General features: G+C 67.5%; 26 protein-coding genes. 16 read left to right on the top strand and 10 right to left on the bottom strand.

Translation table 11 applies throughout. From position 1 onward, the window contains the following. Window positions 1–147: 147 nt before the first annotated feature. A complete protein-coding gene (locus tag KV110_RS07940) occupies window positions 148–609 on the bottom strand; it encodes a hypothetical protein (protein ID WP_218474732.1) in 462 nt (153 codons plus the stop codon). A 406-nt stretch (window positions 610–1015) separates the two neighbouring features. Here KV110_RS07940 and KV110_RS07935 point away from each other — a divergent pair, with 406 nt between their 5' ends. Together KV110_RS07935 and KV110_RS07930 are read left to right on the top strand one after the other, a co-directional pair. Then, window positions 1016–1933: a glycoside hydrolase family 43 protein gene (locus tag KV110_RS07935; protein ID WP_218474730.1), complete on the top strand. Its 918-nt coding sequence runs from the start codon at window positions 1016–1018 to the stop codon at window positions 1931–1933. 432 nt (window positions 1934–2365) lie between these two features. Beyond that, a complete protein-coding gene (locus KV110_RS07930; RefSeq protein WP_246634397.1) occupies window positions 2366–2863 on the top strand; it encodes a DUF4254 domain-containing protein in 498 nt (165 codons plus the stop codon). A gap of 41 nt (window positions 2864–2904) precedes the next feature. Here the strand turns inward: KV110_RS07930 and KV110_RS07925 are convergent, their stop codons facing one another. Continuing rightward, entirely contained in the window at window positions 2905–3060 is a 156-nt protein-coding gene (locus tag KV110_RS07925) for a hypothetical protein (RefSeq protein WP_218474729.1), read from the bottom strand. A gap of 343 nt (window positions 3061–3403) precedes the next feature. Between KV110_RS07925 and KV110_RS07920 the strand changes: the two genes are divergently transcribed. Both KV110_RS07920 and KV110_RS07915 read left to right on the top strand, forming a co-directional pair. Beyond that, a complete protein-coding gene (locus KV110_RS07920; protein ID WP_218474727.1) occupies window positions 3404–4666 on the top strand; it encodes a PucR family transcriptional regulator in 1263 nt (420 codons plus the stop codon). Between the two features lie 308 nt (window positions 4667–4974). After that, window positions 4975–6414, top strand: coding sequence for a lipase family protein (locus KV110_RS07915; protein WP_218474725.1), 1440 nt, complete (start codon window positions 4975–4977; stop codon window positions 6412–6414). Here KV110_RS07915 and KV110_RS07910 read toward each other — a convergent pair. Together KV110_RS07910 and KV110_RS07905 are read right to left on the bottom strand one after the other, a co-directional pair. Continuing rightward, on the bottom strand, window positions 6411–7250 hold the full coding sequence (locus KV110_RS07910; RefSeq protein WP_246634396.1) for a DUF72 domain-containing protein: 840 nt from the start codon (window positions 7248–7250) through the stop codon (window positions 6411–6413). The two genes, KV110_RS07915 and KV110_RS07910, sit on opposite strands and share 4 nt — an antisense overlap. Window positions 7251–7310: 60 nt before the next feature. Beyond that, on the bottom strand, window positions 7311–8774 hold the full coding sequence (locus tag KV110_RS07905; protein WP_218474723.1) for a dihydroorotase: 1464 nt from the start codon (window positions 8772–8774) through the stop codon (window positions 7311–7313). Window positions 8775–8923: 149 nt separating this feature from the next. Here KV110_RS07905 and KV110_RS07900 point away from each other — a divergent pair, with 149 nt between their 5' ends. Genes KV110_RS07900 through KV110_RS07885 form a run of 4 tightly spaced genes read left to right on the top strand, consistent with a single transcriptional unit; the run spans window position 8924 to window position 12925 of the window. Continuing rightward, a complete protein-coding gene (locus KV110_RS07900; RefSeq protein ID WP_218474721.1) occupies window positions 8924–10120 on the top strand; it encodes a CaiB/BaiF CoA transferase family protein in 1197 nt (398 codons plus the stop codon). Beyond that, window positions 10117–10974, top strand: a complete 858-nt coding sequence (locus KV110_RS07895; RefSeq protein WP_218474719.1) for a cyclase family protein — start codon at window positions 10117–10119, stop codon at window positions 10972–10974. Before KV110_RS07900 ends, KV110_RS07895 begins: the two co-directional genes overlap by 4 nt. A gap of 41 nt (window positions 10975–11015) precedes the next feature. Beyond that, window positions 11016–12473 carry an MmgE/PrpD family protein gene (locus KV110_RS07890; RefSeq protein WP_246634395.1) on the top strand — a complete coding sequence of 486 codons (1458 nt, stop codon included), beginning with the start codon at window positions 11016–11018 and terminating at the stop codon, window positions 12471–12473. 29 nt (window positions 12474–12502) lie between these two features. Then, a complete protein-coding gene (locus KV110_RS07885) occupies window positions 12503–12925 on the top strand; it encodes a PPOX class F420-dependent oxidoreductase (protein ID WP_218474715.1) in 423 nt (140 codons plus the stop codon). A gap of 31 nt (window positions 12926–12956) precedes the next feature. Here KV110_RS07885 and KV110_RS07880 read toward each other — a convergent pair whose 3' ends face one another. After that, the gene (locus tag KV110_RS07880; protein ID WP_218474713.1) at window positions 12957–13853 is read right to left on the bottom strand and encodes a hydroxymethylglutaryl-CoA lyase; all 897 of its coding nucleotides are present in this window, start codon (window positions 13851–13853) and stop codon (window positions 12957–12959) included. A 151-nt stretch (window positions 13854–14004) separates the two neighbouring features. Here KV110_RS07880 and KV110_RS07875 point away from each other — a divergent pair, with 151 nt between their 5' ends. From KV110_RS07875 to KV110_RS07865, 3 genes are read left to right on the top strand one after another with little or no spacing between them, the layout of a single operon-like run. Next, window positions 14005–15219, top strand: a complete 1215-nt coding sequence (locus tag KV110_RS07875) for a CaiB/BaiF CoA transferase family protein (protein WP_246634394.1) — start codon at window positions 14005–14007, stop codon at window positions 15217–15219. 9 nt (window positions 15220–15228) lie between these two features. Then, window positions 15229–15846, top strand: coding sequence for an isochorismatase family protein (locus KV110_RS07870; protein ID WP_218474710.1), 618 nt, complete (start codon window positions 15229–15231; stop codon window positions 15844–15846). Window positions 15847–15880: 34 nt separating this feature from the next. Further along, window positions 15881–16588, top strand: a complete 708-nt coding sequence (locus tag KV110_RS07865; RefSeq protein WP_218474709.1) for a hypothetical protein — start codon at window positions 15881–15883, stop codon at window positions 16586–16588. 7 nt (window positions 16589–16595) lie between these two features. On the opposite strand, the gene KV110_RS07860 is transcribed toward KV110_RS07865, so the two are convergent. Beyond that, window positions 16596–17381 (bottom strand): IclR family transcriptional regulator, encoded by a 786-nt coding sequence (locus KV110_RS07860; protein WP_218474707.1) that lies wholly within the window; start codon window positions 17379–17381, stop codon window positions 16596–16598. A gap of 28 nt (window positions 17382–17409) precedes the next feature. On the opposite strand from KV110_RS07860, the gene KV110_RS07855 reads away from it, so the two are divergent. The 5 genes from KV110_RS07855 to KV110_RS07835 are packed head-to-tail and all read left to right on the top strand — an operon-like array spanning window position 17410 to window position 23233. Further along, window positions 17410–17997 (top strand): flavin reductase family protein, encoded by a 588-nt coding sequence (locus KV110_RS07855; protein ID WP_218474705.1) that lies wholly within the window; start codon window positions 17410–17412, stop codon window positions 17995–17997. Continuing rightward, the gene (locus tag KV110_RS07850) at window positions 17994–19268 is read left to right on the top strand and encodes an acyl-CoA dehydrogenase family protein (RefSeq protein ID WP_246634393.1); all 1275 of its coding nucleotides are present in this window, start codon (window positions 17994–17996) and stop codon (window positions 19266–19268) included. The genes KV110_RS07855 and KV110_RS07850 overlap by 4 nt, the downstream gene beginning before the upstream one ends. Further along, on the top strand, window positions 19265–20650 hold the full coding sequence (locus tag KV110_RS07845) for an aldehyde dehydrogenase family protein (protein ID WP_218474703.1): 1386 nt from the start codon (window positions 19265–19267) through the stop codon (window positions 20648–20650). Before KV110_RS07850 ends, KV110_RS07845 begins: the two co-directional genes overlap by 4 nt. Next, window positions 20647–21798: an FAD-dependent oxidoreductase gene (locus KV110_RS07840; protein ID WP_218474701.1), complete on the top strand. Its 1152-nt coding sequence runs from the start codon at window positions 20647–20649 to the stop codon at window positions 21796–21798. The genes KV110_RS07845 and KV110_RS07840 overlap by 4 nt, the downstream gene beginning before the upstream one ends. A 16-nt stretch (window positions 21799–21814) precedes the next feature. Next, window positions 21815–23233, top strand: a complete 1419-nt coding sequence (locus tag KV110_RS07835; RefSeq protein WP_218474700.1) for an aldehyde dehydrogenase family protein — start codon at window positions 21815–21817, stop codon at window positions 23231–23233. A gap of 107 nt (window positions 23234–23340) precedes the next feature. On the opposite strand, the gene KV110_RS07830 is transcribed toward KV110_RS07835, so the two are convergent. From KV110_RS07830 to KV110_RS07815, 4 genes are read right to left on the bottom strand one after another with little or no spacing between them, the layout of a single operon-like run. Continuing rightward, entirely contained in the window at window positions 23341–23661 is a 321-nt protein-coding gene (locus tag KV110_RS07830) for a Dabb family protein (RefSeq protein ID WP_218474698.1), read from the bottom strand. Further along, window positions 23658–24251: a neocarzinostatin apoprotein domain-containing protein gene (locus KV110_RS07825; RefSeq protein ID WP_218474696.1), complete on the bottom strand. Its 594-nt coding sequence runs from the start codon at window positions 24249–24251 to the stop codon at window positions 23658–23660. The genes KV110_RS07830 and KV110_RS07825 overlap by 4 nt, the downstream gene beginning before the upstream one ends. 23 nt (window positions 24252–24274) lie before the next feature. Continuing rightward, on the bottom strand, window positions 24275–24862 hold the full coding sequence (locus KV110_RS07820) for a GPS-CTERM domain-containing protein (RefSeq protein WP_218474694.1): 588 nt from the start codon (window positions 24860–24862) through the stop codon (window positions 24275–24277). Continuing rightward, on the bottom strand, window positions 24862–26070 hold the full coding sequence (locus KV110_RS07815) for a hypothetical protein (protein WP_218474692.1): 1209 nt from the start codon (window positions 26068–26070) through the stop codon (window positions 24862–24864). The genes KV110_RS07820 and KV110_RS07815 overlap by 1 nt, the downstream gene beginning before the upstream one ends. Window positions 26071–26173: the final 103 nt, after the last annotated feature.

Below are 26173 nucleotides of genomic sequence, written 5' to 3'. Positions count from 1 at the left end.
GCATTGGGACTCGACCAGATTACCCAGCTTTTCGCTACCCCGTGGCGATTCCGGGTGGAATGATCGCCCGAATGTGCCGCCGAAGTAAACGCAATGTTGCATTCAGCAAAAAGTGACACGCCGATGGCATTCTCGCCACGATCAACGCTACGTTTCGCGGTCGTCGTGCCCGGCGAGTTCGTTGTAGGCGTGGCAGGCGGCGATCAAGGCCTGGCGGGTGTCGACTTGGCGGGATGGGTCGTCACTCGTGGTCACGCTGCGCCAGTCGACCCACGCGGCGGCCAGTTGGCCCACCGCCTTGCCGACTCCGTCGACACCGGGGGCCGCATCGGCGATTCCTTCGACCAGATATCGGCGCAGCGTGCGCGCCGCACGTTCGATGCCGGGACTACTGGCCCGCCGCAGCGCGGGCGGGCTCATCTCGATCGCGGCTCGGTGGCGGTGGATCCACTCGTCCACCGCGGCGAGCAGGCAGGCGGCTCGCAGGATAGATGCGGCTGGATGGTGTTCGGGCACAACATCATGCATCGCGTCCAGTAGTTCGCGGGCGGTCGGCAGAGCAGGCGGTGCTTGTTCTACGAGGGACGGTTGGTCGGCGGGCTCGGGCATAATTCCGGCTCCAGATACTCGGCGTTCGGCAAACGAGCTAGTGCGCGCGGCGAGCGTGGCACTGATCGGGACCGGAGTGCGGTTCGTGCGATGTGCCAGGCAGATCCTCACCTGACTAGAGAGTCGCAGGTCGGCGGCACGTTGTCTTGGGCTGGCGACCAAGGATGGTCGCGTAACTTGTTCTCCGACACAGCCATCCGATCACGCTGCGGGCGGCGCGGCGGATCGGCCGGAGAGCTCGTCCGACGCACACCCCGGACGGCCTCCCGGTCCGGGTCGATCGCGGACGGCTCGGGCGCCGGTCGCGGCAATGGCCGGTCAAGCCGGGGCGACGGCGCCACCTGCGGCGTGTCGGTAGTCGGACGGCAAGCTGCGCTGGATAATCCGTTTTGTGGCATTGGTGCCGATGAGTCGCAGGTCCGCGCTGGCATTGGCGGCAGGTTTGCCGATAAGCCTGCTCGCGCTGCAGCCTGCCACGGCCACCGAGCCGGTGGTGCGATACACGATGACCGCGTTCACCAATGCCAACGAAACCGATCTGTACGTCTACGAATCCACCGACGCGCTCAACTTCGACCTGCTGAGCGGTCCCGCTTACCGACCACCGTCCGGACTCTTGCGCGACCCGTGCCTGTTCCGCCACGCCGACGGCGCCTACTACCTCGCCTACACCACCGGGTGGGAGGGCCAGACCATCGGTTTCGCGCGCAGTACCGACCGGATCACCTGGCACCACCTGTACGACTTCACGGTGCCCATACCCGGCGTGACGTCGACGTGGGCGCCGGAATGGTTCGTCGACGCTCGTGGCCGGGTCAATGTGATCGTGTCACTGTCCGACGGCTACCGGTTCACCGCCCACCTGATGACCGCCCTCGATCCCGGCCTGCGGTTGTGGGGCCCGTTGATTCCGATGGCTGGCCTTGCCGCTCACGACGACACTTCATACGGCTACATCGACACCACCGTCGTTCGCCACGAAGGCCGGTACTTCGCCTTCACCAAGCATGAGACCACGAAGTACATCGAACTCGCCGTCGCGGACGACCCCCTCGGCCCGTATGTCTTTGTCGCAAAGGATGATTGGGCCAATTGGGGTACCCCACGAGAAGGCCAGTCCATCATCCGCCTCCCCGGCGGCGGCTGGCGAATCTTCTTCGACGCCTACACCGAGGGCAGATACCTCTACAGCGACAGCTACGACAACTTCCGAACCTGGACGCCGCCCACCGAACTCCCCAACCTCTCCGGCACCGTCCGCCACTTCACCGTCTTCCCGGAGACCGGCCATCCCCCACCAGGATCCATGGTCAACGGCGCCTGACGGCGGCATTCGGGCTCGGACCATCACGTATTCGACGCGACGGCGGGTCCGGATCGGTCGGCATGGATTGCGGGACCATAACCAAAGAGGCCAAACGCGGTCCGAAATGACCTGAACCAGTCTTTCGGAGAGACGCCGTCGTGGGCGAAACTGGTAGGTGCATCCGGCGCCGGGCGCTTTGCTCCCTTATCTCGGGTACGCGCAGAACGGCCGGTCGAACTAGAGGAATATGGCTGGTCGCCGGGGTCGGATGCACCTCGACCGTCGCTAGGGAAGGCCAACCTTGCCCACGCATCCGGACAACCGAGAGATGAGGGACGCCCGGTCTTACGACCGAATCGGGCGGCCGGCCGCGCTCAGCGAGGCACGCGCCGGGATAGTTAGCCACGTGCCCGCGCCGCGATTCCCGTGGTGCCGCACCGGCTTCGTCACGTGACCGTGCAAACCGCCGAGGGACCTAGCCCCCGAGCCCTGTCGATCGACGGCGGCACGGCCCGCCCGCTGCTGCCTGACTGGCACGAGCTATCCGCCGCGCTGCGCATGCAGACCGGCGACCGACCGGGCGATCACCTCGTCACGAAACTGGCTCGGGCCTTGGCGCAACTGCACCACACGCGCCGCGCACAGCCGGAGCGGGCGGCGGAAATCGACCGTCGCCGAAGCGAAATCGTCACCGTCATCGACGGATGGGTGGCCCACCAGCTGGCGCCGCGCCGCACGCGAGATCGGACCACCGAGTCTCTCGGCACCGCCGTCGACCGAATGGCCGCCGCGCAGGTTCTCGCCGATCATCTACTGATGACCGCCGAGAAGGTGGCGGAGCAGCGGGTGCACGCGGCGTGGACGCGACTGGCCGCGCTGGCGAACGACTGGACGGACCTGGCGCGCGAATTCGACGCGCGCAGGCCACGTTCCATCGAACGCCGGTAGGTACCGGCGCGGAAGTTTACGGGTTTCGGCCCGTCTGCGATCTAGGTGGGAATGGTCCAGAGATAGTCCGATATCGGCGGGATTTCCGTGGTGTCGACGAACGGGTCGACCCGCAGTAAGCCGATGAATTCCTCCACTGACTCGTAACGCGCCAATATGTCCTCCAGCAAGCGGCGCGCAGCTTCCTCCGGTTTCATGAGCGGGTTATGCCCACGGGTCGGGGATACAAACCGACCTATCGGTTTTTAGTTGGCTCTGTTGTTCGCTGATCGATGATCCGTTCATGACAACCCTCCGCATGTGGGGTCAGTACTGATCGGAATGCCAAACGGTGCGGACCAGGAACTGCGTCGGCCCTAGTGTCTGGGTACAGCGATAGCTAGTCGCGCGGCGAGCCGCGCCTCAGCGCTCAGATTACCTAGCGAAAACGCGTAGGCCCGTATTCGCGCGGTGTGCGTCGTGAACTTTTCAGATTGAATCTCGTTCCGCCGATAGGACGAATGCGCCGCGCCCCGCCATCCCGAGCAGCAGAATATCGCTATGACTGCCTTGGATCAGGAAGCCCTCGACTGGCTTGTCCAGTTCGGGGCGCAAGCTCGCAACGACGAGCAGACCCAGCAACTGGTCGCCCTGGTCGATGGCAGGATCGCCGAAGTCAACGCCCAGCTGCCCGCGGATGCCGAGCTCGCCGAACAATTGCACGCGGCGACCCGCTCGCACTGGCGCAGCTTCCTGGCCATGGTCAGCAGGGAGGTCTTCGAGGTACATCCGCCCGCGGAGGTGCTCGCGCTGTCGCGGACGGTTGCCCGCCGCGGTTTCGGCATCGATGTGGTGATGCGGACCTATCGGGTCGGCCAGGCCATGCTGTGGCAGTACATCACCGACTTCCTGAACAAGGCAATCGAGGACGACCAGTTGCGCAGCGCCGTCCTGTTGCTGTTCTGGGATCGCGTTCTCGAATGGACCGATACCTGCGTGGAGGCGTCCGTCGCGGTCTACACCGATGAGCGTGAGCAATGGCAGCGCGGCGCGCTGGCGCGGCGATTCGGCCTCGCGGGTTCGTTGCTGCGCGGCGATGCCGTCGATGTCGACCACGCCGAGTCGCAGTTGGGTCATTCGCTGCGCCGCCACCAGACCGCGATCGTGCTGTGGACCGACGAATCGGCCGGCACCCCCGACCCGGTGCGCACGCTGGAAAAGTTCGGCAACGACATCGCCGCCCTCCTCGACGCGCCGCGACCGCTGATGCTGTCGTCCGGTGTCCGCGGCATGTGGGCCTGGATCGCCACGGCGGGTGCGCCGAATCTCGACGCCTTGCCGTCGATCGGGCAGCCGGGCCTGCATGCCGCCATCGGCTGCTCGGCGCCGGATATCGCCGGTTTCCGGCAGAGTCATCGCGAGGCGATCGCCGCGCAGCGGGTGGCGATCGCAACCGACTACGGGCCAACGGTGATCCGCTACTCCGACGTCGAATTGGTGTGCCTCACCACCGGTGACGGCAGCGTCGAAGCGATGCGCGCCATGGCGGCAAGGGAATTGGGCGCGCTGACCAGCACCGACGAAACCACCGCCCGGCTGCGCGAAACACTGCTGGCATACCTGGCCGGCGGCCGCAACGCGCCGGCCACCGCCCAGCAATTGAACGTCCACCCCAACACCGTTCGCTACCGCATCAACCAATCCGAAGAACTGCTGGGCCATTCCATCGAAGAACGCGCCACCTACATCGAGCTCGCCCTGCGCTGCGCCCAAACTTACGGCGACAAGATCCTCACTCAGCAGCCCGACCGAGCCATCGCCTGAGCGTCTGCCCCGGACCTACAGACCTCCACACGCTTCACAAGGCTTAGTCCCCCAGGTAGCTGGGACTTGTCCGATCTGCCCGGCGAAGCCATTGTGCAACCTGCACAGTCAGAGTCACAGGAAACTATGACTTTGCCTCTGGACCAGCGCCTGGTTCTGGCATTTGCTGTAACTTAGCCTTACAGACATTCTGGTGGGTTACGCGCGGCGCGTCGTTCATAGCGCACGGTCGTGGCCGGAATAATCTTCCGCCCGACAGATCCATTCATTGGCTCTCATCGGCACAGCTCACCAGCGAAAGAAGATCCATGAATACCGTCGTCTCCGGAAAGATCGGGCGATTCCGCTACGCGTCTTTCATCGCCGTGATCGCAACATCCGCTCAATTTGCTGTGGGAATACCAGCATTCGCAGCCCCGGCTGATCAACACCCTGCTGCGGACCAGGTTCCGGTGCAGCCAGCGCTCCCGTTTCCGATTCCGCCGGCCCCGCCGGAACTCGATCCGGGATTTTATAGGCCACCCGCGGATATCGTGGCCGCGAAGAAGCCGGGGGAAATCATCGCGGCCCGCGAGGTCCATCTGGCGCTCTACTCGGTCATTCCGTTCAACATCGACGCATGGCAGTTGTCGTTCCGGTCCACCAACACCCGCGACGAACCGATCGCCGCGGTCACCACGCTGATGAAGCCGCGCGGCAACAACGGCGGCGCACCGCGCCCGCTGCTGTCGTACCAGTTCCCGCAGGACTCGAATGCGAACTACTGCGCGGCATCCTATGCGCTGCAACAGGCCTCGGTGCCCGGCAATATCACCGGCCAGTTCGACATACCGTTCGAGTTCGTGCTGCCACTGACCGCGCTCGGTGCGGGGTGGGCGGTGGCGATGCCGGACCATCAGGGCCCGAACGGCGCGTTCGCCGCGGGACCGCTGGGTGCGCGGATCACCCTCGACGGCATCCGGGCGGCCGAGAACTTCGCACCAATGGGCCTCGATCCACAGACCAAGGTGGGCATGGCCGGATATTCCGGCGGCGCGATCACCACCGGGCACGCCGCCGAACAGGCCGCGTCCTACGCACCGGAGCTCAATATCGTCGGCGCGTCGGAAGGTGGCGTTCCGGCCGACATCAAGGCGATGTACCAGCTCGCCAGCGGCAATCTGGGCGCCGGGCTGATCTTCACGGGATTGCTCGGCGTAGCAAGGGAGTACCCGGAGTTGGCCGCCTACAACGAGCAGCACATGAACCCGCTCGGCAAGGCCGTGGCGCCGATCAAGGACTCGTTGTGTCTCTACTCCGCCGCGCTGTTCCCGTTCATGAATCTCGAGGGCGGCCTCTACGACTCACCCAACGCGTTGAACGACCCCGTCCCTACGAAGGTCTTCGACGCACTCCGGATGGGTAAAGCCGTGCCCGCTATGCCGATGTTCATCTTCAACTCCAACCCCGACTGGATCGCTCCGGTCGGCCCGGTCAACACCCTCGTCGACGAATATTGCCGAGACCCCAAGGCCCAGGTGCAGTACACCCGCGACCATTTCAGTGAACACATCACGCTGGAGATCGACAGCTTGGCGCGGGTATTGCTGTGGTTGAAGGAGAGGTTCGACGGCGTCCCCGCCCAGCCGGGCTGCGCCATCCACGACGAGGGATCGATGGCACTGGATCCCGCCAGCTGGCCACTCTGGCTGCAAGGCGCGGGCACGCTGCTCGCGGGAATTCTGCAGCAGCCCATCGGAAGCCGTTAGAACAGGGTCATCGGCCCGCTAGGTGCGGGCTCGGGCAGCGGGTCCAACTCCGGCAGTCGTGCCGTGATCTCCGCATGGAAGCGGCGGGCGAGCGGCACGGCCTCGGCGTTGTCCGGGGTGTGGATGAAGACGGTGGGTGATCGCCCTTCGCGCAGCCAGTCCACGACCGTGCCGATCCACGGCTGCCAACCCTCGACCGTGCGCTCGGTGGCATCGCGTCCGTGGTATCTGACGATCGGGAATTCGGTCAGTGCACGGGTCCGGCGTGGCACCCGCGGTTTCTTCGACCAGGCCTCCTGTTCGGCGGTGGTGACCGGCAAGCCGTCGAAGAGGGTGGTGGTGTCGAAGGGGATCCACTCGGCGCCGACCCGGGCGAGCACCCGCTCCAGCTGCGCGGCGGCTTGGTCGTTTTCGAAGAAGGCGCGATGCCGGACTTCTACGGCCGGGCGGTACGAGCGCGGCAACTGGCGCAGGAATCCGGCCAGCGCCCCGAGGTCGGTCGGACCGAACGAGGCGGGCAACTGCGCCCACAGGGCGTGCGTCCGCGGACCGAGCGGTTCGATCGCGGACAGAAACGTGCGAAGCTCCTCCTCGGCGCCGGTCAGCCTGCGCTCGTGGGTGATCGATTTGTGCAGTTTCACCGCGAATCGGAAGTCCGGCCCGGTCTGCCTGGCCCACGACTCGACGGTGCGCCGCGCGGGTATCGCATAGAAGGTCGTGTTGCCTTCCACCGCGTTGCACCGGTCGGCGTAGGCCGCCAGCCGATCACCGGAAGCCGGTTGCCATTCCTGCCATGCCGCGTGCGTCCACATCGCACAGCCCACGTGAAGCCGCATGCCAGCGACGGTAGTACAGCGTCACCCGCCCCTCGGCTGGCACGCCCCGGCGGCCGATCCTCAGCGGGCGCTGCGATGCAGGTAGCGGCCGTGCGGTTCGTCCGCGATCCGGCCGTCGCGGTAGAGGTGGTGACCGCGCAGGAAGACGTCGGTCACCCGGGCGGTCATGTCGAAGCCCTCGAACGGGGTGTACTCCTGGGCGGAGGCGGAGTCCTTTGCACGCACAGTCCACTGGGCGTGCGGATCGACGAGGACGATGTCGCCGTCGTAACCCTCGGCCAGCGTGCCCTTTCGGGTGAGGCCGTAGCGCCGGGCCGGGTTCCATGCGGTGAGTGCGGCGATGCGCTGCGGCGCCAGGCCGCGCTTCATGCCTTCCCCGACCAGCCCGGGCAGCAAGTACTCCGCGCCGCCGAAGCCGGACTTGGCCAGGAACACGTTGTCGCGGTCGGCGCCGAACTTCTGTTCGTCACGGCAGCAGGCGTGGTCGCTCACCACCCAGTCCAGCTCGCCCGCCAGCAGGTGCCGCCACAGCGCCTCGACGTCGCCGCGATCGCGCAGCGGCGGGTTCACCTTGCCGCCGAGGCCGGGGGCGCTGTCCACATCGGCGAGCAGGTGCCCGATGGTGACCTCGCGCCGAAAGTTGACGTGCGGGAAGGCCGAAGCCATCGTCATGGCGGCCTCGACCGCTTTGGCCGAGGACAGGTGCAGCAGATTGATATCGGGCAGTCCGGTCTCGTGCGCGAGGTAGGCGGCGATGGTGATGGCCAGCCCCTCGGAATGCGGTGGGCGCGAGGCACTGTAGGCGCGTAGACCGGTGAGCGCATCGTCCTGCTCCACCAAAGCGGTGTAGGCGGCCATGATTTCGGCGGTCTCACAGTGCAGCGACAGGGAGATCCGCTGCCCGAGTGTTTCTCGGGCGCGTTGCACGCCGCGCATGACGAACTCGAAGTGCGCCAGATCGTAGCGTTCGTCCGGCGGGATCATCAGGAAGTCGGACTGGTCGGTGGCCCGGCCGTGCAGGCCGTGACCACCGTAGAACATGAAGATCTTGAACGAGGTGATCCCGTAATCCTCGATGAGGCTGGGTATTTCGGTGATGTGCTCACGTGTCATCGGTGCGAGGTGCAGGCCGTAGTCGACGTAGGAGCGCCCGGCCATGCGGTCGAGCACCTCCGGCACGAACTCCCGGTAGGGGCCACCCTTGTTCAGGTAGTAGCGGCCGGTCCGCAGATAGTTGAGTGAGCTGGTCACGCCGCCCTGCGCGCAGGCGCGGCTCTCGCTCGCGGTGTCGTCGGCGAGATCACGGTAGATGCCCCAATGCTGGTGCGCGTCGACCACACCGGGGAAGGCGAGCAGACCGTCGGCGTCTACCGTCCGGATGCCCGGTGCGGCAGCGAGTTTCGGGCCGATACCGGTAATGGTGCCATCCGCCACGGTGATGTCGAGTGGTTCCGGGTTGTCGGCGGGCGGGTCGCTCGGGCGCACGACGCGGGCGTTCCGGATCAACAGGTCGGTCGTAGCCATAGTTGAGTTTCCTTATGCGAAACACTATTACACTTCCGACGATCATGGCAGTACCATGCGCAGGTAGTCAACGTTGCTGCGACGCCAACTCGTTTCCCATAGAGAAACAGTCAACGGTTTGGGCGGCGCTGTGCGAGGGAGCTGGGGCAATGAACGAGACGACGGCGCAACCCTTGTCCGGAATCCGGGTGCTCGACGTGGCGACGCTGTTCGCCGGTCCGCTGGCGGCCACCATGCTGGCCGATTTCGGCGCCGAGGTGATCAAGATCGAGCACCCGAACGGCGACCCGGTACGCAGCCATGGTGCACAGCGCGACGGCGTCGGGCTCTGGTGGAAGTTGCTCGGCCGCGGCAAGAAGTCGATCACGCTGTATCTGGGTTCGCCCGCGGGGCAAGACATCTTCCGGCGCATGGTCGCCGACGCCGACGTGGTGATCGAGAACTTCCGCCCGGGCACCTTGGAACGCTGGGGCCTCGGCTATGACCAACTGCGCGAACTGAATCCACGCGTGGTGCTCGCGCGGGTCACCGGCTTCGGCCAGTTCGGTCCCTACGCGCGGCGGCCAGGATTCGGCACACTCGCCGAGGCGATGAGCGGATTCGCCGCCGTCACCGGCGAACCCGATGGGCCGCCGACACTGCCGCCGTTCGGGCTAGCCGACGGCATCACCGGCCTGACCACCGCCTTCGCCGTCCTCACCGCACTGCGCGCCCGCGACCGCGACGGGCACGGCCAGCAGATCGATCTGGCCATCATCGAGCCCATCCTGACCCTACTCGGACCGCACATCCTCGCCTACGACCAACTCGGCGAAGTGCAACCGCGGATGGGCAACCGATCGTCGAACAACGCGCCGCGCAACACCTATCGCACCACCGACGGCTGGGTCGCGGTGTCGACCAGCGCGCAGTCGGTCGCCGAGCGGGTCATGCGACTGGTCGGGCGGGCGGACCTCATCGAACAACCGTGGTTCGGCTCAGGCGCCGAACGAGCCGCGCATGCGGACGAACTTGATGCCGCGGTTGGGGCATGGATCGGACAGCGCGGCACCCGAGAGGTGGTGTGGGCGTTCGAGAAGGCCGAAGCGGCCGTCGCGCCGATCTATACCGCCGCCGATGTGCTCGCCGATCCGCAATTCGATGCCCTCGGCTCGATCGCGACGCTGGCCGATCCGGAACTGGGGCCGATACGAATGCAGAACATACTGTTTCGCCTCTCCGCGACGCCGGGCGGAATCCGATGGACTGGACCACCTTTGGGTGCGCACACTGCGGAGGTGCTGGCGAACTATGGGATCGACGCGGCCAGACTGGTGGAACTGCGGCACTCCGGGGTGATCCGATGAGCGCACCGGATCCGCGGGCCGCCTCGCCGAAGGTGGCAAGTGCGACAGACCCTCTGCTGGCCGCGGTGCGCGGCGGCGTGCGGCTGATCGAGCTGGGGCAGCCGTTCTTCACCGGGATGCCTTGTTCGCCGAATCATCCCGGCTTCCGAATGACGTTGGCGCGCAGGCATGGTGATGCGGTGCGGCCGGACGGTGGCTCGGCCGCCAACGAGATCATCGTGACCGGTGGGCATGTCGGCACGCACATCGACGCACTCAGCCATGTCAGCCAGAACGGTGCCCTGCACGGTGGTGTCGACGCCTACGAAGCGCAACGCGGCGGCGCGTTCGGCACACATGGCGCCGAGCACCTGCCCGGGCTGCTGCGTCGGGGCGTGCTGCTGGATGTCGCGCGCCTGCACGAAACCGACTTCCTGCCCGGCGGCTACGAGATCACCGCGGATGATCTCCAGCGCGCGGCACGTCAAGCGGATGTACGCCCGGAGCCCGGCGACGTTGTCCTGATCCGAACCGGGTGGTCCCGGCTCTTCGCCGACCCCGCCGCCTACCTTGGCAGCGAATCCGGCGTTCCCGGCGTCGGTGTCGAGGCCGCTCAGTGGTTGGCCAACCATGATGTGATCGCTACCGGTGCGGATACCACCGCCTACGAATGCGTTCCACCCGGTGCGGGGCATCGCGTGCTGCCCGTGCATCGGCTCCTCCTCGTCGAGTCCGGCATCTACATCATCGAGCACCTTGCGCTGGAAGAGCTTTCAGCGGCACGCCGCGCCGAGTTCGTCTTCGTACTCGCCCCGCTGCGCATCGTCGGCGGCACCGGCTCTCCGGTCCGCCCCCTCGCGGCGGTCAGCCGGTGACCGGCACAGTCGGGAGCGCTCCGAGGAACGGCGAGACCGTAGTGCAGCGACTTGCGGCGTTCGCGGCGGCGGCTCGCGATCACGGCGTCGGCGCGGAACTTCGGGCGGATGCCGCGCGCCGGGTACTCGATGTACTCGGCAACAGTTTTGCCGCGCTGTCGACACCGGCGGCAGCGGCCGTGCGGGTGCTGGTGACGGAGTGGGGTGGTCGGCCGAGGGCGACCGCACTCGGACTCGGCGAGCGCTACCCGGAGCCCAGCGCCGCACTACTGGGCGGAACGCTCGCGCACGCCATGGATTTCGACGACACGCATCTGCCGTCGGTGCTGCATCCGTCGGCGTCCGTGGTACCCGCGGCGCTGGCGGTCGCCGAAGCGCACGGGGCCGGTGGCGCCGCGCTGCTGGACGCCATCGCGGTCGGCGTCGAGATCACCGTCCGTGTCGGAATGGCCGGGTACAACGACGATCTCGGGAATTCCGTCTTCTTCGAACGGGGACTGCACGCCACCGCCATCTGCGGAACACTCGGCGGTGCGGCGGCGGCCGCCATGCTGTCCGGACTCGATGCCGCGGGGATCGCCGATGCGATCGGCATCGCCGCGAGCATGGGGTCGGGTCTGCTGGAGGCGAATCGGACCGGCGGCACGGTCAAGCGGGTGCATTGCGGCTGGGCGGCACACGCGGCGGTCACCGCCGCCGCACTCGCCCGTGCCGGACTCACCGGACCGCCGACGGTATTCGAGGGCCGATTCGGATTGCTGCAGGCGTTCTGCGGTGACCAGGCACATGTCGGCGCGATCGTGGACGGCCTCGGCACCGAATGGGAACTACCCAACGTCTTCTTCAAGCCCTACCCGTGCAACCACTTCACCCACGCGGGCATCGATGCCGCGCTGCGCTTACGAAAACGTGGCGTCCGCGCGGACGACATCGCCGCACTCGAACTCGGTGCCCCGACAGCGGCCCTGCGCACCATCGGCGAACCCGCGGCGGCCAAAGCACGGCCCGAGTCCGGTTACCACGCGGCCTTTTCCGGCCCATACACCGTCGCGTCGGCCCTGCTCGGCGGCGGCGGGCTCGGCCTGTTCCACGAGGACTTCACCGACCAGTCCGCCCGTGACCCCGCCCGGCTCGCACTGGCCGCACGCGTCCGCTGCGTCCCGGATACCCGCTGCGACGAGATATTTCCGCACCAGTTCCCCGCGGTACTCACCGCCAGCCTGCACGACGGCCACACCTTGACCGAACGGATCGACGTCAACCGAGGCGGCCCCGCGAACCCCCTCTCCGCCGACGAACTAGCCACCAAGTTCCGCCTCAACACCGAATCCCTGTTGACCCCCACCCAGGCCGCGGACGTCAGCGACGGTGTCTATCGCCTAGCGAATACCGACGATCTGACGACGCTATTGAAACTCCTCCACGGGCCCCGGTATAAGGGGTCGACATCTGTTCGGGGCGGTGCCAGGCTTCCCGGCAGCGGCGCGGGCCGGGAATGAAAGCGGCGGTTGCGAGGTAGGAACAACACATGGAACTCGACGACGACGCTCGCGCACTCATCGGGGCCGGTGCCGACGCAACGCTGGTCACGATCAATCCTGACGGCAGCCCGCAGGTCAGCGTGGTGTGGGTGGCACTGCAATCGACACCGGATGGGGACGAGCTCGTCACCGCCCACCTCGGGGAATATCAGAAGGTCCGCAACGTCCGTCGTGACCCTCGGGTCGCGGTGACGATCCTGTCTGCCGAGCGCGGCGAGATAATGCGGCCGTACTTGTCGATCAAGGGCACCGCGCGGATCGTCGAGGGCGGCGCACCCGAACTGCTCAAAGAACTGGCGAAGACCCTGGCCAGTCCGGGGGTCGACTTCCCGCCGGACAACGCACCCCCGGGCCTGCTCACCCGCATCCGAATCGACAAGGTCGGCGGCATCGGCCCGTGGGCAGCCTGATCGACTCCTGACATTCGCCGCAGTAGCCGCCCTACTCGGCGGCCGGGAACGTGCCCGCTCGACCTAGCAGCGCGGGGACCGGTTTGCCGAGGACGTCGGCGAGCCAGGTGCCTGTTTCGATTACCCGGTCGGTGCGTACTCCGGTGTGGATTTCCATCCGATCCAATGCGTACAGCAGGTCTTCGGTGGCGATGTTGCCGGTGGCGTCGGGGGCGAAGGGGCAGCCGCCGATGCCACCGGTGCTGGCGTCCAGTACCCGGACACCTGCGTCCAGGGCGGCGAAGGCGTTGGCGTAGCCGGTGTTTCGGGTGTTGTGGAAATGGCAGCGCAGTGTCGTTTCTGGGCTGATCGATTTCGCGCCGTTCACCAGCGTTCGGACCCGGTCGGGGGTGCCGACGCCGATGGTGTCGGCGAAGGCGATTTCGTCCGGAGCGGCGGCGGCGATCCGGCGGACCAATTCCAGCACGTGGTCGGTGCGGACTTCGCCGTCGAAGGGGCAGCCGAAGGCCGCGGCGATGGTGACGGTGCGGAACAAGCCCGCGGCGGCCGCGCGTTCGGCCAGGCGCGTCCAGCGCTCGATGCCCTGCTCCACCGAACAGCCCTGGTTGCGCCGGCTCAGCGAATCGGTCGCGACCACAACAACATTGATTTCGTCCACCCCGGCCGCCAGTGCCCGGTCGAGACCGCGGTCGTTGAAAACCAAGCCCGCGTAGGACACTCCCGCACGGCGCGGCACCGCCGCCATGACAGCTTCGGCGTCGGCCAGCTGCGGCACCCGGCGTGGGTCGACGAAGCTGACCGCCTCGATGCGGCGGAGCCCGGCATCGACCGAGCGGCGGATCAGCTCGACCTTGTCCGGCAGCGACACCGGCTCGGGCTCGTTCTGCAGGCCATCTCTCGGCGCGACCTCGACCAGTGTGACGTCCACGGACCCTCCTGTTTCCACCAGCGAAACACCACCCCTTCGTGTTGCCAGCCTGTTCCGCTACGGGATACATTGTATCCAATTTCAGCGAGATCTCGCATGGCGCGGACCGGGCCGACGCGGGGCATTCGGGTGCGAAGGAATGGAGGGCCGCATGACGGCCGGACCGACGAAATCACCAGGGCCGCTGGCGGATCTGCGCGTCATCGAGATGGGCCAACTGCTGGCCGGACCGTTCTGCGGGCAACTACTCGGTGATTTCGGCGCCGAGGTGATCAAGCTGGAGGCACCCGGCAGCGGCGACCCCATGCGGCAGTGGGGGCGCGAACAAGCGCAAGGCCGATCGCTGTGGTGGCCGGTGGTCGCGCGGAACAAGAAGTCGGTGACCTGCAATCTGCGCGACCCGGCAGGCCAGCGCTTGGCCCGTGAGCTGATCTCCCGTGCGGACATCGTGATCGAGAACTTCCGTCCGGGGACACTGGAACGCTGGGGCCTCGGCTTCGACCGCCTCCGGGAAACCAATCCCGGCCTGATCCTGGTGCGGGTCACCGGTTACGGTCAGACCGGTCCCTACGCACCCCGCGCCGGTTATGGCTCGATCGGCGAGGCGATGGGCGGAATCCGTTATGTCACCGGCGATCCGGATCATCCACCGGCCCGCACCGGTACCTCGCTCGGTGACGCACTAGCCGCCGTGTTCGCGACCATCGGCACCCTCGCCGCGGTCCACCACCGGGCCCGCAGCGGCCGTGGACAGTTGGTGGACTCGGCCATCTACGAGGCGGTGCTGGCCATGATGGAATCGCTGCTGCCCGAATTCGCGATCACCGGCTACCAGCGCGAGCGCACCGGTTCGGTGCTGCCGAATGTCGCGCCGAGCAACGTCTACCCCACCGCCGACGGCGAGATGATCCTCATCGCCGCCAACCAGGACACCGTCTTCGCCAGGCTCACCAAGGTCATGGCCGCACCGGAACTCGCTGCCGACGAACGGTTTTCGACACATACCGCACGTGGTGCGCGGATGGCCGAGCTGGACGACCTGATCGCCGCCTGGACCAGCACCCTCGGCACCGAGGACCTGCTCGACCAGCTACACACCGCGGGCGTTCCCGCAGGCCGCATCTTCACCGCACGAGACATGTTCGCCGACCCGCATTTCGCGGCACGCGAGGCGATCGTGCGCCTGGCCCACCCCGAGTTCGGCGAACTGCCGATGCAGAACGTCGTCCCGAAGCTGAGCGAAACACCGGGCTCCGTCCGGCATCCCGGGCCGGACCTCGGCGCGCACAACGACGAGGTCTACGGCGATCTGCTCGGCCTCGATGTCGAGGCGCGCACTCAACTCGCCGCCGACGGCATCATTTAGGAGCCGTACATGAACGACCTCGAAGCGGACTACCGCCGTTCGGAATTCAGTGCGACACTCGGTACCGGTGACTCCGTGGCGGTGCTGGTGGTGGACATCTGCGCCGCCTACCTCACCGACGGCTCGCCGCTGCGCGCGCCGGTCGAGGCGGCTGTGCAGGCCGCCGGACAGATCGTCGCGCAGGCCCGCGACACCGGGATCCCGGTGGTGTTCACCAGAATGCGGTTCGAACCGGGTGGCCCGGATGGCGGGCTGTTCCGCCGAAAAGTTCCGGCGCTACGCGTCTTCGAGGACGGCAACCCACTCGGTAGCTTCCTCGCCGACCCGGCACCGCTGCCCGGCGAGCTGGTGATCACCAAGCAGTACCCGAGCGCCTTCTACGCCAGCCCGCTCGCCGCGGCACTCAGCGCCGACCGCATCGACACACTGATGATCGTCGGACTGACCACGAGTGGCTGCGTGCGCGCCAGCGCGACCGACGCCATGCAACACGGCTTCCGTCCGCTGGTCGTCGCCGACGCCTGCGGCGACCGCGATCCCCGGCTGCAGCACGCCAATCTGCTCGATCTGCAGGCCAAGTACGCCGATGTGCTCGGCCTCGACGAAGCACTCGCACTCCTGCGCTGATCGCGCATAAATCACTGACGGACAAGAGGATTCCATGGGCGCACACCCGCACGGCTGGTGGATCATGCTCCATCTCGTGCTGTTCGTGTTCTGGCTCGGCGGCGATCTCGGCGTGTTCTATTCGAGCCGTTTCGTCATCGACCCGAACCTGACCGCGCAGGCCAGAAGCACCGCGCTGGCGATCATGAGCGGCCTGGACCTGGCGCCGAAGATCTGTCTGGTGCTGTTCCTGCCGAGCGGAGTCACCCTGATGGCACTCGATCCACACGGCGCGACACTGTTCGGAATCAGCCTGTTTCCATGGTGGTTCGTTGTGCTGACCTGGCTGTTCGCCGCCGCTTGGCTGATGTTCACCGTGGTCACGCACCGCACGCATGGACGAAATGCCTTGGCGCGCAGGGTCGACCTCACCTTCCGCAGCGGGGTGATCATCGGCATGGGTGTTGCGGGTGCCTACGCACTGTTGGCCAGCACACCATTCGGTGTCACCACCAACCCGCGCTGGCTCGGCGGCAAGATCCTGCTCTACGCGCTGGCGATCGCGGCAGGACTTGGCATACGAATGACGTTGCGCCCCTTCGGGCCCGCCTTCACCAGCCTGTTCGCGGAGGGCTCCAGCGAGGAGGTGGAGCGCACGCTGCGCCGCAGCGTCGACGGCTGCCTACCCTACGTGTGGCTGATCTGGGGCAGCGTGCTCGCCGCGGCGACACTCGGCGTGCTGAAGCCCGGTGCCAACCTGTGAGGCGGGACTATCCCGGGTAGCCCAGCTGAGCCGACACCGCGCCAGTCGCTTTCAACAACATCGGGACGCACTCGTCCATCCGCGGCTGAAACCGCGACAGTGGCCCGCACACGCTGATCGCCGCCACCACGCCGCCGTCGTGATCCAGGATGGGCGCGGCAATGGACGCGGCCCCGACCTGGCGCTCCCCCATCGACACCGCGTAGCCGCGCTTCTTGATCGCGGTGAGCTCGGTGCGCAACTTGCGCGCCGTGGTGATGGTGGCGTCGGTGAACGGGGTCAGCTCGTGCCTGCCGAGGTACTCGTCGATCTCTTCCTTGCGCAGCAGCGCCAGGATCACCTTCGACGAACTGCCCGCGTACAGCGGATACGGCACGCCGAGCGCGACCTCCATCCGCAATTCCTGGTCCGGCACAACCTGATCCACGTACATACGGGTGTCGCCGCGCCGGATCGACAGCGTCGCGGTCTCCCCGGTGACGGTGGCCAGCCTGCGCAATTCCGGCGCGGCCATCACCCGCAGGTCGGTGCGCGCCAGATAGGCGCGGCCGAGGGCGATCGCGGCATGGCCGAGGGCGTATCGGCGCGTGGTCGGTTCGAGGGTGATCAGATCGCGATTGCGCAGCGCGGTGAGAATGCGATGCACCGCGGCCTTGGTGATGCCGAGCTCGGTGGCGATCTCGGTCACTCCCAGATCGGGACGGCCGCTGCGGCCGAAAAGCAGCAGCACATCCATCGCCCGCTCGACCGCGGCGATCGACCGGCTCTGGTTGTCGGGTTCGGTTTCGGGCACGCGGCAAGTGTAAGCGGCGGATTTCCCGATGCGAAACACCATCCCCTTTCTCGCCGCGCTCCCCTTGCGCCGAACCGAGACGCAGCGTTACCGTGTGCGTGACAGCGTTTCCACTATCGAAACGGAGGCAGCGGTGGAACCGGCGTATCTCCGTACGGTATTGGCGCAGTGGGCCAGTGGCGTCGTCATCGTCACCACAATTCGCGAAGACGGCGAGCGGCACGGCATGACGGCGAGTTCGTTCACCAGTGTGGCGCTCGATCCGCCGCTCGTCTCGGTCTGCCTGGCCTCCGACGGCACGACGTGCCGAATGGTCCGGCGCAGTGGAGTTTTCGCGGTCAACGTGCTCGGCAGCGAGCACCGCGACATCGGCCGCCGGTTCGCCGAACCGGGCCAGGACGCCGATCGCTTCGCGGTCGGCGACTGGAGTACCGCGACCACCGGCGCCGCGGTGCTCACCGACGCGACGGCCTGGCTCGACTGCGTGGTCGCCGCCTGTCATCCCGCCGGGGATCACACCATCGTGCTCGGCATGGTGCGGGACGCGGCCGTGCCGCGGCCCGCGGAACCACTCATCTATCACGACCGCACCTACCACGAGGGGATGGCCCGATGATCGGGGAACGACTCGTCGAAGACATGACCGACGCGGAACGCGAACGCGCCCAACGGGTCGACGCCGTCTTGCCGACCTTGCGCGCGGCCGCCGAGGAGGCCGATCGGCTCGCCGCCTTCCCGACGACGCACGTCGGTCTCCTGCGCGACGCGGGCCTGCTCGGTTTGGTGGTGCCGGAGAAGTTCGGCGGGCTCGGTGGCACGCTGCGCGACCTGGCCGCCGCCACCTACGCGATGGGCACCGCCTGCCCGTCGACCGCGCTTGCGTTCTTCTTCCACAACACCAGCGCCTCGCGCGGTCTGCTGCCCCTGGAGGCGATCGAGGCGGGCTTGTTCGCCGACGACGAGATCCCGATCGTCCAGTCCTTCGCCGAGAAGGTGCTCACCCGAATGGCGGACGGGGTGTGGCTGGCCAACTTCGCCTCCGAATCGGTGAAGACCGCGGCCGCCAACATCACCATCGCCACCACTGCCCGTAAAGCCGACGGCGGTTGGATCCTGCAGGGCGAGAAGTCGTTCGGGTGCGCGACCGGCGTCGCCGACTACTACCTCACCTCCGCCAAACTGGCGGGCTACGAGACCGCGGCCGGTCTGGCCACCTTCTTCGTGCCGCGCGACGCACCCGGCGTGAGCGTGCGCGCGCCGTGGGACGGACTCGGCATGCGCGCCACCGCCAACAACGGGATCCGGCTCGACCAGGTCTTCATCCCGGATGACGAAGCCATGGCGGTACCGGGTGCGTTCACCAAGATGCTCACCATGAGCCGAGGCAGTTTCGTCGGCAACCAGCTGGCCATCGCGGCCGCCTACACCGGCTGCGCCCAGCACGTCTACGACGAGACGATCGCCGTGACCACCGCCAAAACCTTCGCCGACACCGGGGAACCCATCTCCTCCTCCCCCGTGCACCAGGTGTTGATCGGCGAGATGACCCGGCACCTGCAGACCGCCTACCTGTGGTTGCGCTACCAACTCACGATCGAGACCGCCGAGCCTCCGTTCAAGCCGAAGCAGGACGTGTTCACCCAGTGGCGGCTCGGCAAGGGCGCGGTGACCGAGGCGTGTTTCCAGGTCGCGCTCGGCGCGTTCAAGGCAGGCGGGACCTCCGCGGCGGCGATGAGCGGGGTGGCCGGGCGCGCGCTGCGCGATCTGGCGATGGGTCTGGTGATGACGTTTCCCGCCGAACGCGGAATGCTGGAGGTCGCGCGCATCGTCACCGAGGCGAAGGCGAACGAACTGTTCACCACGGCACCGACGGAGGCCGCACGATGACCGTTGACCTGCCTTTCCTCGCCGATCTGGTGGACGGTGAATGGGGTACGCCGACAACCGATCTCGACTTCGTACTGGAGGACCCGACGACCGGCGAAGAGGTCTGCCGCGCAATGGCTACCAGTGAAGTCCGTGCCGAGCGCGCGCTGGCTGTCGCGGATTCGTTCGATGATCGGATCGAACCGCGAGTCCTCGACGCGATTGCGGACGACCTCGAACAACGGGCGACTCGGATCGCCGAGCTGGACGCGTTCGCCACCGGGGTACCGATCAGGCAGACCAGGTTGCTCGGTGCGATCGTGTCCGGCTCGTTCCGGCTCGCGGCCGAACAGGTCCGTGGTGGCGTGCTGCGCGCGGACCGGGACGGCGTCGAGGTGTACCGGCTGCCGCTGGGCACCGCGTTGTGTCTGGTGCCGTGGAACGCGCCCGCGCCCATGGCCGCGCACAAGGTGGCGAACGCGTTGGCCGCGGGCTGTCCGGTGATCCTGAAGGCCAGTGAGCTGGCCCCGTACAGCTCGATCGTGTTGGCGGAGGTCATCGCCGAACATGTACCCGCCGGGATGTTCCAGCTGGTCCAGGGTGGCCCCGAGCTCGGCGCGCGGCTGGTCCAGGACCCGCGGGTCAAGGCCGTGTCGTTCACCGGCGGCCTGGCCGGCGGACGGTCGGTGGCCGCCGCCTCCGCGCCGCTGCTACGGCCATGCCAGCTCGAACTCGGCGGCAACAACCCGCTGGTGGTGCTGCCGGACGCCGACCTGGACACCGCCGCGCGGATGGCTTGCGACCTGCTCACCACGTTGAACGGGCAGTGGTGCCGGGCGCTCGGCCGGTTGATCGTGCCCGCGGACCGGACCGAGGACCTGGTCGCGGCGATCGGCAAACGGGTAGCGGCGCTGCGGGTGGGGACGCCGCTGGACCCGCTGACCGACTTCGGACCGCTGATCCACTCGCGGCACACGGAGGTCGTGCGCGCGGCAAGCAGCGCACGTTCCCGCTCCTTCGGAACCGTGCCGGAAATCGGAAACTACGTGGCGCCAACCCTTCTCGATGAAGACCTGCCGGTCGAGGTGTTCGGTCCGGTGGCGGGGGTGGTCGGCTACGACCGGATCGACGATGCGGTGCGACTGGCCAATGCGGTGCCCTACGGTTTGGAGGGGTACGTGTGTGGCGGCGATGAGGAGCACGCATTGTCCGTGGCACGGCAGATCCGAGCCGGGGAAGTAAAGGTGAACGGGTCGTCGGTCATGAGCCTCCATCTGATGACGCCCCGGCCCGCGTGGGGCCGGTCCGGGCTCGGCGAGGAGGGGACGGCGGAGACGCTGCGCTTCTTCACCGGGGCGCGGGTGGTCGGTGTCGAAGGGCGTTTCGCCCTGCACATGTCATGACCGATCGGGCAACGGTCGCGGTCGTCGGCGCCGGGCCGGTCGGGCTCACCGCCGCACTCACATTGGCGCGCAGAGGTATTCAGGTCACCGTACTGGAGCAGGGCGATGAGCTCGCACGCGAGTCTCGGGCCTCCACGTTCCACCCGCCGACGCTGGAGATGCTGCAACGGCTCGCGGTGCTGGACGCGTTGCTGGACAAGGGAATCGTCGCGCGGACGTTTCAATATCGGGAGCGCGGCGGTGGGGCGATAGCGACCCTCGATTTGGGTGTGCTCGCCCAGGACACCCCCTTTCCCTTCCGGGTGCAATGCGAACAGAGCAAGCTCACGCCGATTCTGCTCGACGCGCTGCCCGGCAACGCGGAGGTACGCTTCGGTCACCAGGTCGACGGAATCGACACCAGCGCAACGGAACCGGTGCTGGACACCGCACGCGGGCCGTTCCGAGCCGAGTGGGTGCTCGCGGCCGACGGCGCGCATTCCGCGGTACGTCGTGGTCTCGGCGCCGAGTTCGAGGGCAGTACCTACCCGGAGCGCTTCCTCGTCGCCTCGGTCGAGGAGGATCTCGCGGCCGCATTGCCCGGCATCGCGCCGATCAACTATGTCTTCGATCCCCGTGAGTGGCTGGTCCTGCTGCGCACACCCGAGCATTGGCGGGTGCTGCTGCCGACTCCGGCGGACTCGCCCGATCACTACGAATTGCGGAGGCTGCCAACCCGGTTGGCTGCTGTCGCCGATCTCGGCCGGCCGTGGCGGGTAGCGCATGCCTCGCTCTATCGGGTGCATCAGCGGGTCACCGACCGTTTCCGGTTCGGCCGTGTCGTGCTGATGGGCGACGCGGCGCACGTCAACAATCCGCTCGGCGGTCTCGGCATGAACAGCGGCATCCACGACGCGGTCACCCTGGCGACCGCGCTGGCCGACGTACTCGACGGCGCACCGGAGTCGGGCCTCGATGTTGCCGCCGAGCGACGGCGCACGGTCGCGATCGAACATGTCCAACGCACCAGCCACGACAATTGGAACCGATTGCGCGGCCATGATGACAGCTATCGGGCGCAGCTGCGGGAGCTGGCCGCCGATCCGGCCGCCGCACGCGCGTATCTGCGGCGGAGTTGCCTGCTCGACTCGCTGGAGCCGCAGCGGTGAACACGGGGGATCGGTCGTGATCGTCGAGCGCGAGAATCCCGCGTGCCCGACGGAAGTCGTCGGTACTGTCCCGGTCAATGCGCCTGACGCGGTCGACGCCGTAGTTCGAGAGGCGCACAAGCAGTTCCGGGAATGGTCGGGGCGCTCCTTGTCCGATCGGCTCGCCGCTATCCGGGCTGCCGCGACCGAACTCGATGTGCGCACGGACGCACTCGCGACGCTGCTCGCCCGCGAGTCCGGTAAGCCGGTCGCCGACTGCCGGGGCGAGATCGGCTTCGCGGCAACCTATCTGCGGTGGGTGGCCGACCACGGGCCCGAAGTGTTCGGCGCATCCGCCATCGATGATGGGCAGGGGCGGATCAGCATGTCCCCCAAGCCGTTCGGGGTGATAGTCGCGATTACCCCGTGGAACGCGCCGATCATCCTGTCGATGCTCAAGCTGGGACCTGCGCTGGCAGCTGGTAATACGGTGGTACTCAAGCCGTCGCCGCTGGCACCGTTTGCGGTCGCTGAGGCGGCCGCGCTGCTGCCGGGCACCACTGTGCTACATGGTGGTCCGGATACCGTGCAGGCGCTGATCGCCCATCCGCTGGTCCGGAAGGTTGCGTTCACCGGTGGTGCGGCGGCGGGCCGCAGCGTCGCGGCGGCAGCGGGGCAAGGCATCAAGCCCGTCGTGCTCGAACTCGGCGGCAACGACCCGGCCGTCTTTCTCGACGACTTCGCGCTCGGCCCGGCGGATTACGAACGGCTGGTACTGGCCTCGTTCGCCACCGCGGGGCAGGTGTGCATGGCGGCCAAGCGGTTGTACGTCCCGGCGGGCAGGACGGATGAGTTCATCGATGCCTATCTCGCTGCCGCACAGCGCATTCTGATCGTCGGCGACCCGTTGGACGAGGCGGTCACGATGGGGCCCGTCGTCACCCGAGCCGCCATGGAGCGAATCACCGGCCTGGTGCGCGACGCACGGAATCGAGGCGGCCGGATCGTCCCATTGGCCGATGCGCCGGACAGCGACGGGTACTTCCTGGAACCGGTTCTCGCCCTGCACCTCCCGGACGATGCCGACCTCGTGCGGCACGAACAGTTCGGTCCCGCCGTGCCGATACTCTCCTACCGCACCGAAAACGAAGCTCTCACCCGCGCAAACGATTCCGATCTCGGCTTGGCCGCCTCGGTGTGGTCGGCCGACGAAGACCGCGCCTTCGCCTTTGCCGCCCAGCTAGAAGCAGGCTTCACCTTCATCAATACGCACAACCGCACCGGCATGTCCTTGCGCGCCCCGTTCGGCGGCACCAAACACAGCGGCTACGGCCGTGAATACGCCGAAGAGGGCCTGCGCGAGTACGTCCAAACCACCGTGGCGCACGCCCCCGGCGCATTCCGAGCAGGCGGTGCGGGCCTCCCAGCCCGCGCCTACCCGCCCACACCCCACTGAACCCCTCCCCACGCCCCCCAGCGAAGGATGTGCACACCCTCTGCGTGAGCCGCACACCTTCGTATAGCGGGTATGCGGCTCATGCAGGGCGTGTGCGGTTGGGCTGGCTAATGGCTTGCGGGGACGTGGTAGTCGACTACGGCGCGCGCCGCCAGGCGGGGGACGAGCCATTGGGCGAGTTCGCGGTGAGCTGGGTGGTCCTGGTAGGCGGACAGGTCGTCGGGCGAGTCGTGGGTGGTGGTCAGGCACAGGTCGTAGGAGACGGGGGTGGCGAGTTCGTCGAGAGAGACGGTGAGGGTTCTGATCTGGGGCACGGAATCGACCAGGGCGGTGAGGAGTTCTGCGGCCTTCTCGGCGTCGGACCGGTTGTGGAACTTCATCAGCACCACATGCGTGAGCACCTGGTTGCTGCCCGCATCGGCGGTCATCGGGAACCTCCGGCTCGGCGGCGTGCTGCCACCACGATTCCCGCGCCGACCACAACCACTACGACCGCCGCGATACCGATGATGAGCGGTGTGTTGCTGTCCTCGTCAGAACTTTCCGACGCGCTCGCATCCCCTGCTGTGGCAGATGGTTTCGCGGACGCCGCTGCGGGACCGAAGGTCAGCGGCACCGACGCGAGGATCTGGTTGGGATTGGTCAAGCTGGTGACAGCGATGGTGCAGGCGCCCGCGGCCGCCGTGCAGTCGGTGCCGCCGACGGTGGCGATCAGTGTGAGGGTTTTGTTGCCGCCGTTGGGTTGCCAGGTGCCTTGCGGGTCGGCGGTACCGAGCAGCGAGCCGGTGAGGTTGCAGTCGGTGGGGGCGACCACCTGCGGTTTGCATTGGCCGACAGCAACGGTGGGCAGGTTCGGGGGCAGGCCGTCCAGCGTGACGGTGACGGTTTGGCCGACGGTGAGACCGGAGTTCTGGCTCAGCTGTAAAGCGGGGGCGGCCAAGGCGATCGGGCTCGTGCCGAGCAGTGCGGCGAGCGTCGCGGTGGCGAGTAGGCCGAAGCGGGCTATGCGGGTTCTCATGGGCTCCTCCTGAGGAGTTCTTCTTACAGCCGCCGCCGGTCGGCGAGGGCGAGGCCGGCGACGATCACCAGCAGGCCCGCGGTTGCCATCCACAGCAGCGTGGACGGGCCGTCGGTATCGGTGGCAGGGCCAGCCGCCACCGCGGCCGTGGTGGCGACCGGCAGCTGCGCGCCGGCGAAATCCAGGAGCACCTCGGCCGAGTTGGCCGCGATGATCGCGGGTGGTTCGGTGCCTGGCAGTGGCGCGGCAGCGACCACGCACTGCTCGCGCAGACAGTCGATGCCCTGGAATCGGTGGCGCAGTGTAAAGGTCAGCGTCCCGAAGGTGCCGTCGTCGCCGATATTGACGAAGGTGGCCCCGCCGTCGAGATCGCAGTCCTTCAGGCCATTGGTGAAACCCTGACGGCAGACGCCGACCGCCACCGCCGCGAGGCCGGGCCGAAAGCCGCTGCCACGCGCGGTGATCCGCTGCCCTTCGGTGAGCTTCGTGGTCTCGCTGAGCTGCAACACCGGGCGGTCCTCCGGAGCCGTGCTCGCCGTCGGCCCGCCTCCGATGCTCAGCAAGGCGGCGATCAGCAGCGTTGCGGCCGAATGGGTTATGGCACGGATCATCAAGCGCCTCCTTCAGGAGCCAGTCCGGGGATGCTCTGCCGGTGCGCGGGAACGGTCGCGTGCCGACCGCAGCGGAAGGCGACAGCCAAGATGGCGAGGGCCAGTAGGGCGAGCGCGGAACCGGTGCCGATGAATCGACCGAGCAGATCAACCATGCCGAGGCCGACGAGTGCTCCGGCCACCGCGACCGCCGCCGTGACCACGCAGACCACGGCACGATCGGCGAGCCCGACCCCCGCGAAAACAGTGGTATCGAGTAACGCCGCCGCACGGCAGGCCGCCGTCAGGGTCACGGCCATCCCAGTAGCGAGCGGCAGTGCTCCCGGCGCGGTGCCGACCAGCAGCGGACCGCCCGCGGCCAGGATGAGCAGGGGCACAACGGCGTCGATGCGGCCGGGCAGCGCCACGGCGAACACGGCAGGTATCGCGGCAAGAAGCAGCCACGTCGCCTGCTCGGTGCCGAGGGCGTTCCACCGGAACAGCAGCAGGTGCAGGGCGGGCAAGGTAGTCCCGCCAATGGCGAGTCCAATAGCCGCGTACCCGAGTAAGAGCGACGAGTGCCTGAGGCGGGGACGGTCGGCCGTGATCGCGAGTGGGGCCGAATATCCGAGCGGCTCCTGCCGCAGCGACCACCAGTCCCGCAATCTGCCGGTGAATTGTGGCGCTGCGCGGCGCCGAATCGACAGTGGCGCAACAACTGCGCCGAGACTGCCGGTAATGATCAGCCCAGTTCCTGGCGCACCGTCATAGACGACGGCAAGCACGGCAGCCATCGCGACGCCGGTGATCATCACCGCATGCCAACCGGAAAGGGTGCGCGAGTCCACGTTCGCTACGAGCGCCCGTCCGATGATCAGCAGCGGACCGGCGCATGCTCCCGCGAGCAGCACGCCCACGGTGAACACCCAAATCCCCGGAAGAAGACCGGCAACGATCGTCGCCGACCCGGCCACCACAGCGAAGGCGGCGGCCAGCGCACTCGCGGAGTACCTCCGGAGCAGCCAAAGGCACAGCGGCACAGTCAGACACCCGAAGATCAGCCCGGCCAGTGCGACGAAGCCGATCACCGCCCCCGGCACGCCCAGCGCGCCCCCTAGCGGCTTAGTGAGCAAAACCAGCTGCCCGCCGGACGCCGGACCCAGCATCACCCCGGCGCACACGGCGATCCACGCACGTACCTTCCGGCGCTCGAAAGTCTGGGAACTCATGCCACCGACCGACATCGGCGTCTCGACGAATCAGTGGTCCGCGTCCAGCACGCGGTAGACGGTTCGCAGGTCGTCATCCTTACCTCCTGCGGCGTGTTTCGCT

This window comes from Nocardia iowensis, assembly GCF_019222765.1.
In the GTDB taxonomy this organism is placed as follows: domain Bacteria; phylum Actinomycetota; class Actinomycetes; order Mycobacteriales; family Mycobacteriaceae; genus Nocardia; species Nocardia iowensis.
The sequence above is the reverse complement of the archived record's forward strand: the minus strand, read 5'-3'. Positions and strand labels throughout refer to the sequence as shown.